Genomic DNA, 15,482 nt, shown 5'->3' on the forward strand with positions numbered 1-15,482 from the left:
GCTCGGGGCGGGACAGCGCCCGCTCCACCTGGAGCGGGGCCTGCGTGTGCGTCGCGACCGGCGTGTCCGTGGACGACGCGGACGGGGCACTGGCGCACGACACGAGGGCCCACAGGAGGGGGGTGCCCAACAGCAACCGGTTCATCAACACTCCAGGCGCAAGGAGGAGGAGGGACGAGAGACGACGTCACACGCGCTGACTCGGTGTGAGGTCCCATCATCCCGAGCCCCGGCCCGGAATGTGAAGCAGACGAGCAGGCACCCCCTTCACGGATGCCTGCCCTCCCCTGCCCCGTTACGCGTAGCGCTGGCGCATCAGGAACAGGATGGCGTCCTTCGCGCAGAACTCGCAGTAGCCGTAGCGCTCCGCCATCGTCTTGAGCGTGTCCTGCACCTGGGACTGCTCGCGCGGGGTGAGCTGGTTGCGGTCCTCGGAGAGGTACTTGAGGACGTTCTCCTTGTTCTTGCGCAGCACGCGCTTGCGCTCCTCGAAGTAGTGGTCGCGCAGGCGCTTGAACATGTCCGGGAAGATGCGCGGGTAGTCCATGGCGCCGTCCGGGTTGTCCAGCCGGTGCGCGCCAATGCTGGCAATGAGCCCGCGGCGGAAGTCCGGAGGGGCTTCCCCCTGCGGCATCACGATGGCCTCCACCTCCGCCATGCGCGCCTCGTCCGGCTTCTCCATCTCCCCCGTCACGCGGTTGCGCATCTTCTCCCCGCGCACCCAGTGGCTGACGCTCTGGATGTAGCGCTCCACCAGCTCGCGGTACTGGCCTTCGGACACCAGGCCCATGGAGTCGCGCACTTCTGAATCCACGCGGTCCAGGTACTCGCCCTCCACCACGCGCACGAAGGTCTCGTGGTCGTGGTAGCCGTCCATGACCTCCTGGAGCAGGAACTCGTAGACGCTCTTGTCCTTGCAGAGCGCGTGCAGCTCCTCCAGCACCGCCAGCGCGTGGAGGCACTTGTAGTCGGGGTTCTGCGCGGCGTTGAAGAGGGCCGTCTTGATTTCGCGCGCGCTCGCGCCGGAGCGGCCCTCGTAGTTGGGGTACGCGTCGGACTCCTCGTACATCTCCTCGCGCAGCTTGAGCAGCTCCTTGGTGTTCGCCGAGGACAGCCGCGCGGGCACGCCCGCCTCCTGGTACAGGTGCAGCTTCTCCACCGGGGCCACCTGATCCACCAGCGGCTTCACATGGGCCGGGTAGTGGTCCGGGATGGGCTTCTTCAGGCGCGTGAGCACCGCCCACATCGCGGCCACCTCCGTGGCGTGCGGTGAGACGTGCTTGCCCACGGTCGTCGCGGTGATCTGCGCGTCGTAGATCTCCTGCTCGACCTTGTAGCGGCGCAGGTACGGCACGCGCACCAGCTCGATGCGGCCCTTGAACGACGCGAAGTCCGGCAGCTCCTTGAACGCGTTCAGGTGCTTCTCGTTGGAGGAAGCGATCAGCACCTCGTCCAGCTGGAGCACGAAGGGCTCCAGCGGCACTTCCCCCGTCTCACTGAAGCCCAGCAGGTACTTGAAGGCCTCCAGCGGGCGCTTGAGCAGGTCCGCGTATTCGATGAGGCCCCGGTTGGCGTGCACCAGCGGGCCGTGCGGCTCGAAGAGCACCGTGCTGTGCAGCGCGGACGGCAGGTTGAGCTGGGTACGGTCCGCCGAAATCTGCTGCGCGGCGGCGTCCACGCTCATCTGCGGCTCCACCGTCACCGTGCCCACCTGGTAGCGGCGCGACACGTAGAAGCGCTCCACCTGCACGTGGCGCAGGACCTTGAGGTAGTCCCCACCGTAGGAGTTGAGCAGGGCCGTGTAGATGCGGCGGCACTTGGCGCACAGCTCGCCCTCGCGCACGTAGTCGGACAGGAGGAAGTCCCCCGTCTCCCCGTCGCCGTTGCCCAGCCCCTTCTTCTTCAGCGCCCCCTCCAGCAGGCTCTTGCGCTCGGCCGGAGGCACCGCGAACAGCGGATGGTCACGCAGCTCGCAGGGCATGCGCAGGTCCAGGGCCTCGGCGTCCAGGTGGGCGTACGTGGTGAGCTCGCCGTCGGCGGTCTTCGCGCCCGCGCGCTCGCCAAAGCCGATGGAGCCCTTGATCAGCTTCTCCGAGGGGAACACCCACGCGATGCGGTAGAGGGCCCCCTGCGGCTGGCGGGAGTAGTCCTCCATGCCCTGCTTCAGCGCGTTGACCAGGCTGGACTTCGCGCTGCCGTTGGGGCCGTGCAGCATGATGAGCTTGTTGATGCGGCCGGCGCGCACGAAGTTGCCCAGGATGCGGTAGAGGGCGTTCTGCACCTCCTCCTGCCCGGCGACGCGGCCGTCGTGTTCCGCGGACGGGACGTCGAAGACCTTGAAGCGCCGGATGGTGCCCGTGGGGTGCGGCACCAACTCCGTGCCGTAGTGGTCCATCACGTCGCGCAGGTACTGCGCCGCGTTGCGCGACTGGCCCTTCGGGTCCGTGAAGAAGAGCGACAGGTACTCCTCGAAGGACAGGATGGACCGGTTCTTGACGAAGTCGGCGCTGACCTGCGCGCCCACCTCCTGCAGATAGCCCTTCGCTTCCACGGCGGCTCCCCTCTGTGGATGGGTGGTCTTGCGGATGTAGCCACGGCGCTTCGCCGTCGCATGTGAACCCCCGGGGCTGACCTTCGTTCCCGGCCCTGGGGATGTAAAGCCACCGGGCCTCCCTGGGGGGGCCGGTGTGTTCGGGGGCGCGCGCTTGGACGCCGGCCGTGTCCCACCCCGCCAGGCGGGCGTCCTGGGGATGAAGGTTCAGGGGCGCTGGAAGTTTGGGGGCGTCCGTCGGATGACGGATGGATACCGATTCGCGCACCCGGGATGGGTGAGATACGGTCCCGGGAAGCCACACCCCATCCGCCGCAACGCCTCACCCGGAGCCCACACGCGATGCACAAGGAGCCCATCATCGGCATCGACCTCGGCACGACGAACTCGTGCGCGGCGATCGTCGAGGACAGCGGGAACGTCAAGCTCATCCCCTACAAGGGCGGCGAGTACACCATCCCCTCCATCTTCGCCATCGACGACAAGGGCAACGAGCTCATCGGCTTCGAGGCGAAGCGCCAGTGGCAGCTCAACCCGCGCAACACCGTCTACGGCGCCAAGCGCCTGGTCGGCGTCAACTACAGCAGTGACGTCGTCGGCGTGATGAAGAAGGCCGTCGCGTACAACATGCGCGCCGGGGCCAAGAACGACGTCACCCTGGACGTGGGCAAGAAGGAGTTCACCCTCCAGGAGATCAGCGCCAAGATTCTTGGGAAGATCCGGGACGTCGCCTCCAACTACCTGAAGACGCCCATCAAGCGCGCGGTCGTGACGGTGCCCGCGTACTTCAACGACCGGCAGCGCCAGTCGGTGAAGGACGCCGGCAAGCTGATCGACCTGGAGGTGGTGCGCATCATCAACGAGCCCACCGCGGCGGCGCTCGCCTACGGCGTGGGCAAGACGTTGAAGGAAAAGGTCGTCATCTACGACCTGGGCGGCGGCACCTTCGACGTCTCCATCATTGAAATCCGCGACCGCGTCTTCGAGGTGAAGGCCACCGGCGGCGACGTGTTCCTGGGCGGCATCGACTTCGACAACGCCATCATCCACCACGTCCTCAAGGACTTCGCGGCCAAGACGGGCATCGACCTGGCCACGGATCCGGTGGCCATGCAGCGCATCAAGGACCTGGCCGAGCGCACGAAGATCGACCTGTCCGCGCGCGAGGAGGTCCCCTTCAACATCCCCTTCATCACGATGACGGCGCAGGGCCAGCCGCTGAACATCGAGATGAAGTTCACGCGCAAGATGCTGGAGCAGCTGACCAACCAGCTGGTGGACCGCACCCTGCAGATGGTGGCGCGCGTGCTGGTGGACTCCGGCCTGTCCACCAAGGACATTGACGAGGTGATGCTGGTGGGCGGCCAGACGCGCATGCCCGTCGTGCAGGACCGGCTCACCAAGTTCTTCGGCAAGCCGCCCAGCAAGGGCGTGCACCCGGATGAAGCGGTGGCCATTGGTGCGGCGCTCTACGCGCACTCGCTGGAGGACAACACCAACCTGCGCATCCAGCTGCTGGACGTGATCCCCATGGCCATTGGCCTGGAGCGCGGCGACGGCGGCTTCCACGTCGTCTTCCCGCGCAACGCGTCCATCCCCAACGCGAAGCAGCTGCTGGCCACGACGAGCATCGACAACCAGACCGAGCTGGCGATGCGCATCTACCAGGGCGACCACGACACGGTGGCGCGCAACGACTTGCTGGGCGAGTTCACCTTCTCCGGGATCATGCCCGCCAAGGCCGGCACGGTGAACGTGGAGATCATCTTCGACGTGAGCGTGGAGGGCATCCTCACCATGCGCGCGAAGGACCCCGCCACCGGCCGCGAGATGAAGACCACGGTGCGCGTCACGCAGAGCTGAAACACCACGGCGCCCCTGCCTGCGAAGGCGAGGGGCGCCGGGTGGGAAACACCGACCGTCTGGGGGAAACCTCAGGCGGTCTTCTTTTCCTTCTCCATGACGATCTGCGGAGGCTCGTGCTTGGTGATCACCTGCTCGGTGATCTTGCACTCCTTGACGCCCTCGCGGAACGGCACGTCGTACATGATCTCCAGCATGGCGTCCTCCATGATGGCGCGCAGGCCGCGCGCTCCGGAGTGACGGCGCATCGCCTCGCGGGCAATGGCGCGCAGCGCTTCCTTGGTGAAGGTGAGCTTCACCTTCTCGATCTCGAACATCTTCTGGTACTGCTTCACCAGGGCGTTCTTCGGGATCGTGAGGATGGTGACGAGGTCATCCTCCTTCAGGTCGTTGAGCGTCGCGATCATCGGCAGACGGCCGATGAACTCCGGAATCATTCCGAACTTCATCAGGTCTTCCGGCTCGGTCATCGCCAGCAGCTCACCCACGCTGCGCTCTTCCTTGTGGGTGATCTTCGCGCCGAAGCCCAGGCCCTTCTCACCCACGCGGCGCTTGATCACGCCGTCGATGCCGTGGAAGGCACCGCCGCAGATGAAGAGGATGTTCGTCGTGTCGACCTGGACGTACTCCTGCTGGTTGTACTTCTTGCCGCCGCGCGGGGTGACGTTGGCGCGGGTGCCTTCGATGATCTTCAGCAGGGCCTGCTGCACGCCCTCGCCGCCCACGTCGCGGGTGGCGCTGGGCATGTCACCCTTGCGCGCGATCTTGTCGATCTCGTCGATGTAGACGATGCCGCGCGCGGCCTTCTCCACGTCGTAGTCGGCGTTGTGGAGGAGGTTCTGGATGATGTTCTCGACGTCCTCACCCACGTAGCCGGCCTCGGTGAGGCTGGTGGCGTCCGCGATGGTGAAGGGCACGTTGAGGAAGCGCGCCAGGGACTGCGCGAGCAGCGTCTTGCCCGAGCCCGTGGGGCCGATGAGCAGGATGTTGCTCTTCTGCAGCTCCACGTCCTCGCCGCCAGGGGCCTTCACCCCGGGGCGCGGCCGGGCGGCCGGCTTCTTCTGGTAGATGCGCTTGTAGTGGTTGTACACCGCGACCGAGAGGACCTTCTTCGCCTGGTCCTGACCGATGACGTAGTCGTCGAGGAACGCCTTGATCTCCAGCGGCGTGGGCAGGCTGACCTGCGGCTTGCCCTCCTCGCGTTCGTTCTCGTCCGCGATGATGTCGTTACACAGCTTGATGCACTCGTCGCAGATGTAGACCGTGGGTCCGGCGATGAGCTTCCGAACCTCGCGCTGCGATTTGCCGCAGAACGAGCAGGACAGGTTGACGTGGTGCTCCTTCTTCACTGCCGCCTCCGAGTTCGCCGGTCCCGGTTCGGGACCTTCTCCGCCGACCACCGCACTCCATCACCCGCGAAGCCGCCCACGTCTTTACGACGGCTCCAGGCCCACCTGCTACAGGCCCTGAACCCACTATAGGGCCCTCCCCTCCGGGCAGGAAGCCCGGTGGAAGCGCCCTTTCCCGGGAGCGTTCAGCCCAGGTCAACGGGTCGGTCTTGGATAACAGCGACTCAGGCGTCCGTCACGCTCGACGCGATCTCTTCGACATCGTCCGCCAGGGCGGCCGCCCGCTCGGCGACAGCGTTGGGGACTCGACGGCTTCCCGCCAGCTCGGAAGCGAGCTTTCGCGCCATCTGCGCCAGTTTCCGCACCTGGAGGCTCTCCGGGGGCGGCTCCGGCGGGGGCCGGGGGAAGCGCTCGGTGAACTCCTTCTTGAGCTCCGTGGGGGACTTCTCCGGGCTCCAGATGCTGTCGCGCAGGGACTTGTACTCGGTGGGGGACAGCTGGCCGCGCTCCTCCGCGTCAGCCAGGACTTCCACCACCTCGAAGGCGGGGGCCTTCTCCGGGAACTCCTGCTGCTGGAGCTCTTCCGGGTCCTCGTGCTTGGCCAGGAAGCTGAACGAGCGCGTGAGCTTCAGCGCGGTCTGCTTCTTGATGTGCAGTTCCTTGAGGCAGTAGGCCTCGAAGGTGGCGTGGCCCCACTCCTCGTACTTGGCCTCGTCCCGGACCTGGACGAGCAGCTTGCCCAGCTCCGCCCAGGTGGACTTGAAGCGCTTGGCGGCGAGCAGGACGGTGTGGCGGAACGTCCCCGGGGGGACGCTCATGGCCTTCTTGGCGATTTCGACTTCGGCGACAGAGGCGGACATGCCTGTTGTATCGGGCACGTCCGGGGGGTGGGCAAGAAAGTCGCCCTACCCCCGCTTGCCGATATTGAACGAAAGCCCCACGGTGGCGCGCTCGCCGTCGTAGGCCTTGAAGGGCCACTTCTTCAGCTCGGAGAGCAGGCACTCGTAGAGCGGGCCCTGCTTGAACTGGGGGTTGTCCACCCAGAGCTTGTTCACGCGGCCGTCGTTCCCGATGACGAACTCCATGGGGATCTTCGCGGCCAGGCCGGGCGTGCGCTCGGCCTCTTCCTTGAAGCAGCGGAAGAGCTTGGACTGGTTGCCCGCGACGATGCGGTTGATGGCGCCCTGGTCGAACTGCTGGGCCATCTCCAGGCCGTCCGGATCCGTGGAGACGCTGCCGGTGCGGGGCGGCGGCCGGTTGCCCGCGACGGCGGCCGTGGCCACCGCGCCACTGCCCCCTGTCTTGCCGGTGCCATTGCCCTGCCCCGCGGGGCGATCCGGGCGGCGCGGGTCGTTGGACGGATAGGCGAAGAGGTCCTCGTCGTCCGCTCGCGCCTGGGCCAGGCGGATGGTGGGCGGATCCATGGTGATGCCGTCGCCCTCCTCCGAAGCGCCGAACAGGCCGTACACGGCGGCGTTGCGCGCCAGGTACCAGCCGGTGACGCCCAACAGGAGCGCCACGACCGCGGCGACGCCGGCCAGCACCTTCACCCGCTTCTGGTTGCGGGCCTGCTCCACGAGCATCGTCTGGGCCACGCGGCCCTGCGCCTCGAAGCGCGCGATGTGCACCTGGAAGGCGGCGGTGTCGCGCAGGTTGCGGAACTCCCGCTCACCGGCCGGAGCCACCGGGCTGTCCGGGGTCAGTTCCCCCGTGTAGAGCTTCTCCACCACCTGGGACGCGGTGATGGGCCCCAGCACCAGGTCGCCCTGTCGGAAAAGCCACTGCCCATCATTGTCCATCGCGAGTTCTTGAGCGGCCAGCATTCGCGCGGGAGTATCGTGTTTCTCCCGCCGACACCGCAACGCCGTGGCCAGGTCCAAGCTCAGACGAATTCCCGCCGTACTGTGGACTTGGTATCGCGGTGGAAACTTCCGCGGCTTCCAGCGCCAGGTGGAAGGTCCCACCGTCCAGGACGCCCTTGAAGACGCCCTGGAGCAGGCAGGCTCACCGGCCACGGTGATGCCGTCCGGGCGCACCGACCGGGGCGTGCACGCTCGGATGCAGGTCATCAGCCTGCGCCTCAATGAGGACGTGCCCCTGGAGTCACTGCCCGCGCGCCTCAAGCCGCACCTGTCCCCGGACGTGGGGCTGTGCGTCGCGAAGCGGCCGCCGGGCGCGTTTCACGCCCAGTGGAGCGCGAGCGGCAAGGAGTACCGCTACCGCCTGACGCTGGGCGCGCCTCCGACGGAAAGCTGGAGGCCGTACGCGCTGGATGTGGCAGCGGACGAGACGCTCCAGGCCGGGCACCGGGTGGCTCCGGAGCGGCTGGAGGCGCTGCTCTCCCGCGCCGTGGGCACGCGGGACTTCACCGCGTTCCACGAGCGCTCCAGTCCCCAGAAGCCGCGCACGCTGGAGTCCGCCACCCTGCGGGAGCTGGGCGGAGGGCTCTATGAGGCGAGGCTCCTGGGAGATGGCTTCGCGCGCTACCAGGTGCGGTACCTGGTGGGCAGCGCGCTGAAGGTGGCCGCGGGGCTCCTGTCCGAGGAGCAGTGGCACGCGGCGCTGGATTCGGGAGCGGCCCTGGCCGGCTTCAAGGCCCCGGCGCATGGGCTGGTGCTGTGGGAGGTCCGCTATCCTTCCGCGGTGGACCCCTTCGGGCCCGGCGAGCGCCTCCACCCGCCCGGTCTGCCCGACGCGCCACCCTTCTGAAGGGAGCGCCGCCGGGCGGACGTGACGCTTCAGTCCACGAAGCGCGCTTCGTACTTCGCCAGCAGATCCGAGATGGCCTCCCGGAGGTACTCGCTCTGACGGATGCGCGTGGTGCGCGACAGCTCCTTCAGGGCATCCAGCTTCTCGCGGTTGAGACGAAACACGACCGAGGTGAGGCGGGGATTCATGTCCAAGTGCGTGGCCTCCGACAGATGCACACACCCTCTCACAATGTCGGACAACCTCAAGAAAACAACCTACGAGGCCGAACCCACCGGGATGATCCACTGCAACCCGGTGAAGAGCTCGGTGTCCGCGCGCAGTCCGGAGCCGAACCCGAACGTGAAGCCGAGCCCGCCGTACAGCGCGAAATGATCCGAGAGGGTGTGTCTGGCGCCGAACCCTATGCGAGGCCCCAGCCACGGCCCAGAAATCGGCCGCACGGAAACGCCGAGATCAAAGAAGGTCCGCCAGGACTCGGATCCGAAGACGCTGCGGTAGCCGGTGATCAGCGCCAGCTCCTCCCCCGGGCGTCCGGTGCTGCCGCGCGCGAGGAGGAACACCTCATCCCCCTCGTAGCCCACGGTGATCGCCGCTCCCAGATCCAGGTGCCCGGCGAGCCCGGACACGGCGGAGGTCCCGCTGATCCGTTCGGTGTACGTGGCGCCGGGCCCCACCGTGAGGATCAGCGAGCGCTGGCGCGCGTACGGCCCGTCCTCCAGGTACTCCACGGCGCCAGCGGGGGTGGCCAGCGCCAGGGGCAGCGCGATCAGGAAACGCTTCACCCCACCACCGGGAGCTTGAAGCCCTCGGCCTTCCCCTGCCCTGCCGCGGGCGCGATGCCGGCGGCTTCATTGAGGCGGCCGGAGCGGAAGGGCTCCAGATCCAGGGCCACGAACTTGAAGCCCAGGGACTTGAAGGCGCCGTTGATCCGCTCGCGGATGCCGGCCTCGAAGAAGCGGGGGTACTCCTCGCTGGCCAGCTCGATGCGCGCCACGTCCTGGTGGTAGCGCACGCGGAACTGCTTGAACTCCAGCGCGCGCAGCTCCGACTCCGCCGCGGCGATCTGCAAGAGCCGGTCGCGCGTCACGGACGTGCCGTAGGGGATGCGCGACGCCAGGCACGCCATCTGCGGCTTGTCCCAGGTGGGCAGCCCCAGCTTGCGGCTCCACGCGCGGATCTCATCCTTGGTGAGCCCCGCCTGTGCCAGGGGGGACACCACCTGGTGCTCCTTCGCGGCCTTGTGGCCGGGGCGGTGATCCTTGAAGTCGTCCGCGTTGAAGCCGTCCAGCACGACGGAGAGGCCCAGCTCCGCGCGCTTCGCCTCGCAGAGGTCGTACAGCTCCGTCTTGCAGAAGTAGCAGCGGTTGGTGGGGTTGGCGGCGTAGTTGGGGTTCGCCAGCTCGTTGCTGGAGACGACGACGTGCCGGGCGCCCAGACGGCCCGCCAGCTCACGGGCCTCGCGCTCCTCCTCCGGGGCGACGGAGGCGGACAGCGCGGTGAGCGCCAGGGCGCGCTCACCCAGCACCTCCGCCGCGATCGCGAGGACGAAGGTGGAGTCCACGCCGCCGGAGAACGCCACCAGCGCGCTGCCGTGGGCGCGCAGCGATTCGCGCATCGCCTCCAGCTTGGGGCGGGACGACTCACACAGGGCTTCAATCCGCTCGGGGCTCAGCATGGGGGACTCCTAAAACGGAAGGGCCCCGGATTGCACGCGCATCGCGCGGGCAACCTGGAGCCCTTCGACAGTCAGGACGACGGCGGGGCCTTAGCGGGCCTTGCCCTTGGCGGCCTTCTTCTTCGCGGCGGCGGCCGGGGCCGGCTTGCCCACGCGGGCGGCGCGGGTGGCCGGACGCGCCTTGGCGCCCTTGGAACCCTTGTCCGCCTTGGGGGTCTTCGCGGCCTTCACGGCGGCGACCCGGGCGGGGGCCTCCTCCTCGTCGCGGCGGGCCTTCTTCGCCGGCAGCGGGTTGGCCTTCATCTTCTTGCCGGTGATGATCTTCAGCTCGTCCGTCGTCATCAGGCCCAGGTCCAGCAGGGCCTGGAAGATCTTCATCCCGCCGTCCTCCACCGACTCCGAGTCGGAGTAGATGGTCACCTCAGGAGAGGTGGGCGGCTCGTACGGCTCCGTGATGCCGATGAAGTTGGGGATCTCCCCGTTGAGCGCCTTCTTGTACTTGCCGGTGGTGTCGCGCTCGATGAGCTTCTCCGTGGGGCAGTCGACGTAGACCTCCACGTACTTGCCCACCGAGCGGCGCACTTCCTCTCGGCTCGACTTGTAGGGGCTCACGCAGGGGACGAGCACGGCCGTGCCGTTGCGGGCCAGGAGGCCAGCGACGAAGCCCAGGCGGCGCACCACCATGTTGCGCTCGTCCTTGGTGTCGCCGATGCCGGCCCACAGGTCGTTCTGGAGTTCGCCCTCGTCGAGGACCTCCACGTTACGTCCGACCTGGCGGAGCCGAGCCGCGATGTAGGCGGCCGTCGTGGTCTTCCCGGTCCCGGACATGCCGGTGAGCCAGAGGGTGAATCCAGTGTTGGTGGCCATACGGGTTCTAACTCCCTGCGTCCGGAGCGCTTCTTGCACGCGGCGTGGGACGCGGCAGATCCAATAGACCGCCGCTTTATAGACGAAAACCCAGTGACTTGACAATTCGGACCCACCTTTCCGCAGGTGGGGTCGGCTGCAGGGCAAGTTCCCGCCCTTACACGGGTTTTTCAAACCTGAAATCCGCCAATGCAAGCGGAACAGTCTGAAAATCCCCTGCACGCCAAACAGACCGGGAGGCGGAGGAGGCACGGCCTCCGCGTATGGCAACCACCACGTAGGACACCTGAGGCAGCAGTGGGATTCCCGAGGGAGCAGCCTGGCGGCGGTCCTCGGCGGAGAAAACCGCGGGCGCGTCCACGTGCGAGTGGAAGACGCACGCCACCTCCTCCTGCCGCACGTCCGCGTCCAGGCACACTCGGAGCCACGCCTCCGGCGCGAAGGCATAGGCGACGCGCGGCGTGGGGGAGGCGTTCTCCAGGGGGACGACCCGCCAGGAGCTCCCCTCCCCCTCCCCGCTCCTGAGGATCACGCCGCAGCCCTCCTGGGGCCAGGCGGCCTCCAGGTGGCGGATCATCCCGGCGAGGACCTCCGGTGGGATCAGGGCTTCGCTTCCGCCGCCGCGCAGCGCGAGCACCGGCGGAGCTCCAGATCCGTCATCGCGCCCGGGGCGCTCAGCCACCGGCCGCCCAGCGACGGGCCCATGCCCAGGCGCAGCCGCTGGAACACCAGGGCCCCCAGCGCACCCAGCGCCACGCCCATGGCCCCGTCCGGCGGCGTGCCCAGATGGCGCACCGTTTCGCCGAAGCACCAGACGCACCCGTCCGCGCCCCGGAACACCACCGCGCCGCGCGCGCCATCGCCGCCCAGCGCGACCCACGGAGCCTCGCCGCTCCAGGCCGCGGGCAGCTCCGCGAGCAGCCCGCCTCCCGCCGTGCCCGCCGCGTCCGGGTTCACCTCCGGAACCACGCGCGCCAGGACCTCCGCCACGGGCTGGCCCACGTCCCGCGCGGACGCGAGGAACCCCGGCGACCAGGGCCCCATGGTCAGCGAGCCCACGCCCGTCACCGGGGTGCCGCCGCCGGCCAGGTACGCCGTGGCGGTGAGGCCGGACGCGCCCAGGCCGTCCACGCGCGCGCCGCCCGACAAGAGCGCCTCCTGCCCGCGCCCGCCCACGACCCTCAGCAATATCTGCCGGGAGTAGCGGAGGATCTGATCCTCGCGCAGCGCCATGACGCCGTCTCCTTCAGCCCCCCGCCATGGCGGGGATGAGGGTGATCCGGTCCGCGTCCTTCACCGGCGTGTCCAGCGCCTTGAGCGCGCGCACGTCCTCGTCATTGAGGAAGACGTTCACGTACCGGCGCACGGCGCCCTTGTCGTCGAAGAGGCGCGCGCCCATGCCGGGATAGCGCACCTCCAGGTCGCGCAGCACCTCGCCCACGGTAGCGCCGGTGGCCTGGACCTCGGACTTGTTGCCGGTCAGCGTCCTCATGGGTGTCGGAATGCGGATCGTGGCCATCGTTCATTTCCCCCGCTTGCGGATGATCAACCGGTGCGTGCCGTCCCCGCGCGGATCCAGGGAGACCACGTCGTGGCCCTCGTCCTTCGCGCTGCGGGGCACGTTCTTCAGGGGCTCGTCGCCCTTGAGCAGCACCTCCAGGAGCGAGTCCGGAGGCAGCGACTCCAGCTTCAGCTTGGTGCGCACGTAGGTCATCGGACACACCTCGCGGGTGATGTCCAACGTCGCCGTCACGTCGGGCATGCGGTGTCCTCCTGGGACGAAGGGAACGGGGGCAGCGACTGGATGTCGCAGCCCGGGCAGTCCGGCGCGCGCGTCACCTTCACCGTGCGCCCCTCCAGCGTCTCGCCGTCGAGCACGTGCAGCGTGGCCTGCCCCCGGGGCCCGGTGGCCGCGCCCGCGAGCAGCTCCAGGGAGAGCAGCGCCTGCACCGCGCCGATGAGCCCCGCCATGGAGCCCAGCACGCCCGCCTGCGCGCAGGTGGGCACCGCGTCCGGGGGCGGCACGTCCTCATAGAGGCAGCGCAGGCAAGGCCCCCCGGGGTCGATTCGCAGGGCCTGGCCGTGCATGCGCAGCACGCCGCCGTAGACCAGGGGCACGCCGGTGAGCACCGCCACGTCCGACAGGAAGAACTTGGTCGCGACGCCATCGGTGGCGTCCACCACCAGGTCATGCTCCCGGAAGAGCGCTTCGGCGTTGCCCGCGTCCAGGCTCTCGGGGATGGCCTCCACGCTCAGGCCGGGGAAGGCGCGCAGGAGGCCGTCCGCGGCGGACTCCGCCTTGAAGCGGCCCACGTCCTGGGTGCGGTGCCAGAGCTGCCGGGGCAGGTTCGTCACGTCCACCCGGTCCGGATCCACCAGCGTCAGGTGGCCCACACCGCCCTGGGCCAGCGCGAGCGACACCGGGCAGCCCAGGCCGCCTGCTCCCACGATCAGCACCCTCGAGCGCTCGATGCGGGTGGCGTGGGGAATGCGGGCGTGATGGTCGGTATCCGGGGAACCGTGCATGGGACTGGTGCTCCGCGAGGAACGAAACGAATATGGTGCGGCGACTCCACGTCCCGTCTTCAAACCGCCGCCGTCACAAGCGGCCCTCACCAGCCAGGACATATGAAAAACCTGACCGGCGCGCTCGTGTTTTCCACCCTGCTGTCCCTGGCTGTCGGCTGCCACAAGAACACCGGGGAGAGCCCCGACGCGGCCACCCAGACCGGCACCGTCCAGGAGGAGCTGAAGTCGGGCCGCGAGGCCGCTCCTCCTCCGGAGGCCACCGCCGAGGCCGGCACGCCCACCGAGTCCGGCTCGCCCAAGGACGCCAGCGCCGTGAACTACGACTCCGGCGCCAGCGACCGCCTGGCCCTGGAGGCCTGCGTGGACGGCTGGCTCAAGGCCCACAACCTGGACCGGTACGGCAACTCGAAGGGCACCATGTACGCGGGCGGCACGCCCCTGTTCGACGAGCGCACCGGGCAGAGCACCGACCGCCTGGACTACGTCCTCCAGCGCCAGCCCTCGGCCAAGAAGGCCTGCGTGGACGAAGGCGCCCCCAAGTAACGCCCGCTTCCCCTTCCGCAGCCGCCAGGATGCCGACCTGGCGGCTTGCCGGGAATTCCGTCCCCCGGGGCAGGTCCCGTAAGCTGCCGCTCGCATGGACAGCGACCCCCGACCCGGCGACGACCACCCGGCCCATGACCTGAAGGCCCGCGTCCGCGCCGTGCTGGAGCGCCGCAACCTCACGGACAACGTGTCCGCGGAGCAGGCGGCGGCCTCCTGGGAGCAGGACCGCTTCGTGGCCCGGGCCCGCGCGCTGTTCTACGCTCGGATGATGTTCCTCACGTTGGGCCTGCTCATCCTCGCGGTGCCCGCGTGGAGCGGCTACTTCGGCTTCAACGGGCCCATCTCCTTCCTGGGCTACTTCGCGATGCTCATCTACAGCGTCGCGAACCTGCTCGTCATCGACCACCCGAAGGCGGGCCGGTGGGTGACGTACCTGTCGCTGTGCTTCGACCTGCTGATCACCGTGGTGCTCATCGCCCGGCCGCAGGTGGGCGGCGGCCTCCAGAGCCCGCTCCTGGCGACGCAGCTGCTCTTCACCACGCTCTTCGCCATCCTCTTCCCCAAGCCGCTGGCCATCCTGCCGCCGCTCTTGGCGCTGCCCATCACCACGCGCCTGGACCTCTTGCTCAACCGCTCCGTGACGGCGGTGGAGCTGCTCACGCTGCTCTGGTACCTGGGGCTCAACTTCATCATCGTCTACGTGCTCGTGTACCTGAACGAGCGCGAGGCCACCGCGCACCGCGAGGTGGTGGCCCTGCAGGGTGACCTGAAGGAGCTGGCGGTGGTGGAGGAGCGCAACCGGCTGGCGCGCGAGATCCACGACGGACTGGGCGCGTCCCTGTCCTCGATGATCATCCAGGCGGAGTACATCCTGAACCTCGCGAGCGAGGACGGGCTGCGCACGGAGATCCGCGAGATGAAGGCCACCGCGGAGGAGTCGATTGAAGAGCTGCGCCGCAACCTGCGGATGATGCGCGACGACTTCGAGCTGGCGCAGGGCCTTGAGGACTACATCAAGACCTTCCGCGACCGCACCGGGCAATCCATCCGCTTCGAGCGCACGGGTCTGGCGCGCAAGCTGCCCCCGGACGCGCAGCTGGCGCTGTTCCGCATCCTCCAGGAATGTCTGTCCAACGCCGCGAAGCACGCCGAAGCCAAGGAGGTCCAGGTGCGCCTGGACTTCAGCGCGGAGGGCGTGCACCTGGTGGTCCGCGACAACGGCAAGGGCTTCGACCCGGGCCGCACGCCGCGTGGCCACTACGGCCTGCTCAACATGCGTGAGCGGGCCATGAAGCTTGGAGGTTCCATCGTGGTGGACTCGGCGCCCGGCGCCGGGGCCCAGGTGGCCTTCTCCCTCCCCTGTCTTTCCGCCTGACACGCACCGGAGCCC

At 68.5% G+C, this 15,482-nt stretch carries 17 protein-coding genes; 4 read left to right on the forward strand and 13 right to left on the reverse strand.

Going from position 1 to position 15,482, the window contains the following annotated elements:
- Window positions 1-295: 295 nt before the first annotated feature.
- Window positions 296-2,551 carry a PrkA family serine protein kinase gene (locus D7X55_RS21160; RefSeq protein WP_121724017.1) on the reverse strand — a complete coding sequence of 752 codons (2,256 nt, stop codon included), beginning with the start codon at window positions 2,549-2,551 and terminating at the stop codon, window positions 296-298.
- A gap of 342 nt (window positions 2,552-2,893) precedes the next feature.
- On the opposite strand from D7X55_RS21160, the gene D7X55_RS21165 reads away from it, so the two are divergent.
- Window positions 2,894-4,414, forward strand: a complete 1,521-nt coding sequence (locus D7X55_RS21165; RefSeq protein ID WP_120551933.1) for an Hsp70 family protein — start codon at window positions 2,894-2,896, stop codon at window positions 4,412-4,414.
- A 71-nt stretch (window positions 4,415-4,485) separates the two neighbouring features.
- Here the strand turns inward: D7X55_RS21165 and clpX are convergent, their stop codons facing one another.
- From clpX to D7X55_RS21180, 3 genes are all read right to left on the reverse strand, one after another.
- Window positions 4,486-5,763: an ATP-dependent Clp protease ATP-binding subunit ClpX gene (gene clpX, locus D7X55_RS21170; RefSeq protein ID WP_014396705.1), complete on the reverse strand. Its 1,278-nt coding sequence runs from the start codon at window positions 5,761-5,763 to the stop codon at window positions 4,486-4,488.
- 224 nt (window positions 5,764-5,987) lie between these two features.
- Window positions 5,988-6,641 (reverse strand): hypothetical protein, encoded by a 654-nt coding sequence (locus tag D7X55_RS21175; RefSeq protein WP_199747052.1) that lies wholly within the window; start codon window positions 6,639-6,641, stop codon window positions 5,988-5,990.
- Window positions 6,642-6,668: 27 nt separating this feature from the next.
- Entirely contained in the window at window positions 6,669-7,562 is an 894-nt protein-coding gene (locus tag D7X55_RS21180) for an AgmX/PglI C-terminal domain-containing protein (protein WP_306437736.1), read from the reverse strand.
- 67 nt (window positions 7,563-7,629) lie between these two features.
- Here D7X55_RS21180 and D7X55_RS21185 point away from each other — a divergent pair, with 67 nt between their 5' ends.
- Window positions 7,630-8,472: a tRNA pseudouridine(38-40) synthase TruA gene (locus D7X55_RS21185; RefSeq protein ID WP_120551936.1), complete on the forward strand. Its 843-nt coding sequence runs from the start codon at window positions 7,630-7,632 to the stop codon at window positions 8,470-8,472.
- A gap of 29 nt (window positions 8,473-8,501) precedes the next feature.
- Here D7X55_RS21185 and D7X55_RS21190 read toward each other — a convergent pair whose 3' ends face one another.
- The 9 genes from D7X55_RS21190 to D7X55_RS21230 all read right to left on the reverse strand — a co-directional run bounded on the left by D7X55_RS21190 (window position 8,502) and on the right by D7X55_RS21230 (window position 13,543).
- The gene (locus D7X55_RS21190) at window positions 8,502-8,666 is read right to left on the reverse strand and encodes a ribbon-helix-helix domain-containing protein (RefSeq protein WP_014396701.1); all 165 of its coding nucleotides are present in this window, start codon (window positions 8,664-8,666) and stop codon (window positions 8,502-8,504) included.
- 63 nt (window positions 8,667-8,729) lie between these two features.
- Window positions 8,730-9,257: a hypothetical protein gene (locus D7X55_RS21195; RefSeq protein ID WP_120551937.1), complete on the reverse strand. Its 528-nt coding sequence runs from the start codon at window positions 9,255-9,257 to the stop codon at window positions 8,730-8,732.
- Window positions 9,254-10,150 (reverse strand): ATP-dependent sacrificial sulfur transferase LarE, encoded by an 897-nt coding sequence (larE, locus tag D7X55_RS21200; protein ID WP_120551938.1) that lies wholly within the window; start codon window positions 10,148-10,150, stop codon window positions 9,254-9,256. Before larE ends, D7X55_RS21195 begins: the two co-directional genes overlap by 4 nt.
- A 90-nt stretch (window positions 10,151-10,240) precedes the next feature.
- Window positions 10,241-11,017: an adenylyl-sulfate kinase gene (gene cysC / locus D7X55_RS21205; protein WP_120551939.1), complete on the reverse strand. Its 777-nt coding sequence runs from the start codon at window positions 11,015-11,017 to the stop codon at window positions 10,241-10,243.
- 157 nt (window positions 11,018-11,174) lie between these two features.
- Window positions 11,175-11,654: a Mov34/MPN/PAD-1 family protein gene (locus D7X55_RS21210; RefSeq protein WP_120551940.1), complete on the reverse strand. Its 480-nt coding sequence runs from the start codon at window positions 11,652-11,654 to the stop codon at window positions 11,175-11,177.
- Window positions 11,618-12,250: a ThiF family adenylyltransferase gene (locus D7X55_RS21215; protein WP_120551941.1), complete on the reverse strand. Its 633-nt coding sequence runs from the start codon at window positions 12,248-12,250 to the stop codon at window positions 11,618-11,620. Before D7X55_RS21215 ends, D7X55_RS21210 begins: the two co-directional genes overlap by 37 nt.
- A gap of 13 nt (window positions 12,251-12,263) precedes the next feature.
- A complete protein-coding gene (locus D7X55_RS21220) occupies window positions 12,264-12,536 on the reverse strand; it encodes a ubiquitin-like small modifier protein 1 (RefSeq protein ID WP_120551942.1) in 273 nt (90 codons plus the stop codon).
- 3 nt (window positions 12,537-12,539) lie between these two features.
- Window positions 12,540-12,779, reverse strand: a complete 240-nt coding sequence (locus D7X55_RS21225; protein ID WP_120551943.1) for a sulfurtransferase TusA family protein — start codon at window positions 12,777-12,779, stop codon at window positions 12,540-12,542.
- Window positions 12,767-13,543 carry a HesA/MoeB/ThiF family protein gene (locus D7X55_RS21230; RefSeq protein WP_120551944.1) on the reverse strand — a complete coding sequence of 259 codons (777 nt, stop codon included), beginning with the start codon at window positions 13,541-13,543 and terminating at the stop codon, window positions 12,767-12,769. Before D7X55_RS21230 ends, D7X55_RS21225 begins: the two co-directional genes overlap by 13 nt.
- A gap of 102 nt (window positions 13,544-13,645) precedes the next feature.
- Here D7X55_RS21230 and D7X55_RS21235 point away from each other — a divergent pair, with 102 nt between their 5' ends.
- Together D7X55_RS21235 and D7X55_RS21240 are read left to right on the forward strand one after the other, a co-directional pair.
- Entirely contained in the window at window positions 13,646-14,089 is a 444-nt protein-coding gene (locus D7X55_RS21235) for a hypothetical protein (RefSeq protein WP_120551945.1), read from the forward strand.
- Between the two features lie 94 nt (window positions 14,090-14,183).
- On the forward strand, window positions 14,184-15,467 hold the full coding sequence (locus D7X55_RS21240; RefSeq protein WP_120551946.1) for a sensor histidine kinase: 1,284 nt from the start codon (window positions 14,184-14,186) through the stop codon (window positions 15,465-15,467).
- The last annotated feature ends 15 nt before the right edge of the window (window positions 15,468-15,482 follow it).

It is taken from the genome of Corallococcus sp. AB049A (assembly GCF_003668885.1).
Classification (GTDB): Bacteria; Myxococcota; Myxococcia; order Myxococcales; family Myxococcaceae; genus Corallococcus; species Corallococcus interemptor.

Excerpts from the sequence above, each read along its gene's own strand:
- D7X55_RS21165 (WP_120551933.1), top strand. The coding sequence starts at position 2,894 with ATGCACAAGGAGCCCATCATCGGCATCGACCTCGGCACGACGAACTCG.
- D7X55_RS21180 (WP_306437736.1), bottom strand. The coding sequence starts at position 7,562 with ATGGACAATGATGGGCAGTGGCTTTTCCGACAGGGCGACCTGGTGCTG.
- larE (WP_120551938.1), bottom strand. The coding sequence starts at position 10,150 with ATGCTGAGCCCCGAGCGGATTGAAGCCCTGTGTGAGTCGTCCCGCCCC.
- cysC (WP_120551939.1), bottom strand. The coding sequence starts at position 11,017 with ATGGCCACCAACACTGGATTCACCCTCTGGCTCACCGGCATGTCCGGG.
- D7X55_RS21215 (WP_120551941.1), bottom strand. The coding sequence starts at position 12,250 with ATGGCGCTGCGCGAGGATCAGATCCTCCGCTACTCCCGGCAGATATTG.
- D7X55_RS21220 (WP_120551942.1), bottom strand. The coding sequence starts at position 12,536 with ATGGCCACGATCCGCATTCCGACACCCATGAGGACGCTGACCGGCAAC.
- D7X55_RS21225 (WP_120551943.1), bottom strand. The coding sequence starts at position 12,779 with ATGCCCGACGTGACGGCGACGTTGGACATCACCCGCGAGGTGTGTCCG.
- D7X55_RS21230 (WP_120551944.1), bottom strand. The coding sequence starts at position 13,543 with ATGCACGGTTCCCCGGATACCGACCATCACGCCCGCATTCCCCACGCC.
- D7X55_RS21235 (WP_120551945.1), top strand. The coding sequence starts at position 13,646 with ATGAAAAACCTGACCGGCGCGCTCGTGTTTTCCACCCTGCTGTCCCTG.
- D7X55_RS21240 (WP_120551946.1), top strand. The coding sequence starts at position 14,184 with ATGGACAGCGACCCCCGACCCGGCGACGACCACCCGGCCCATGACCTG.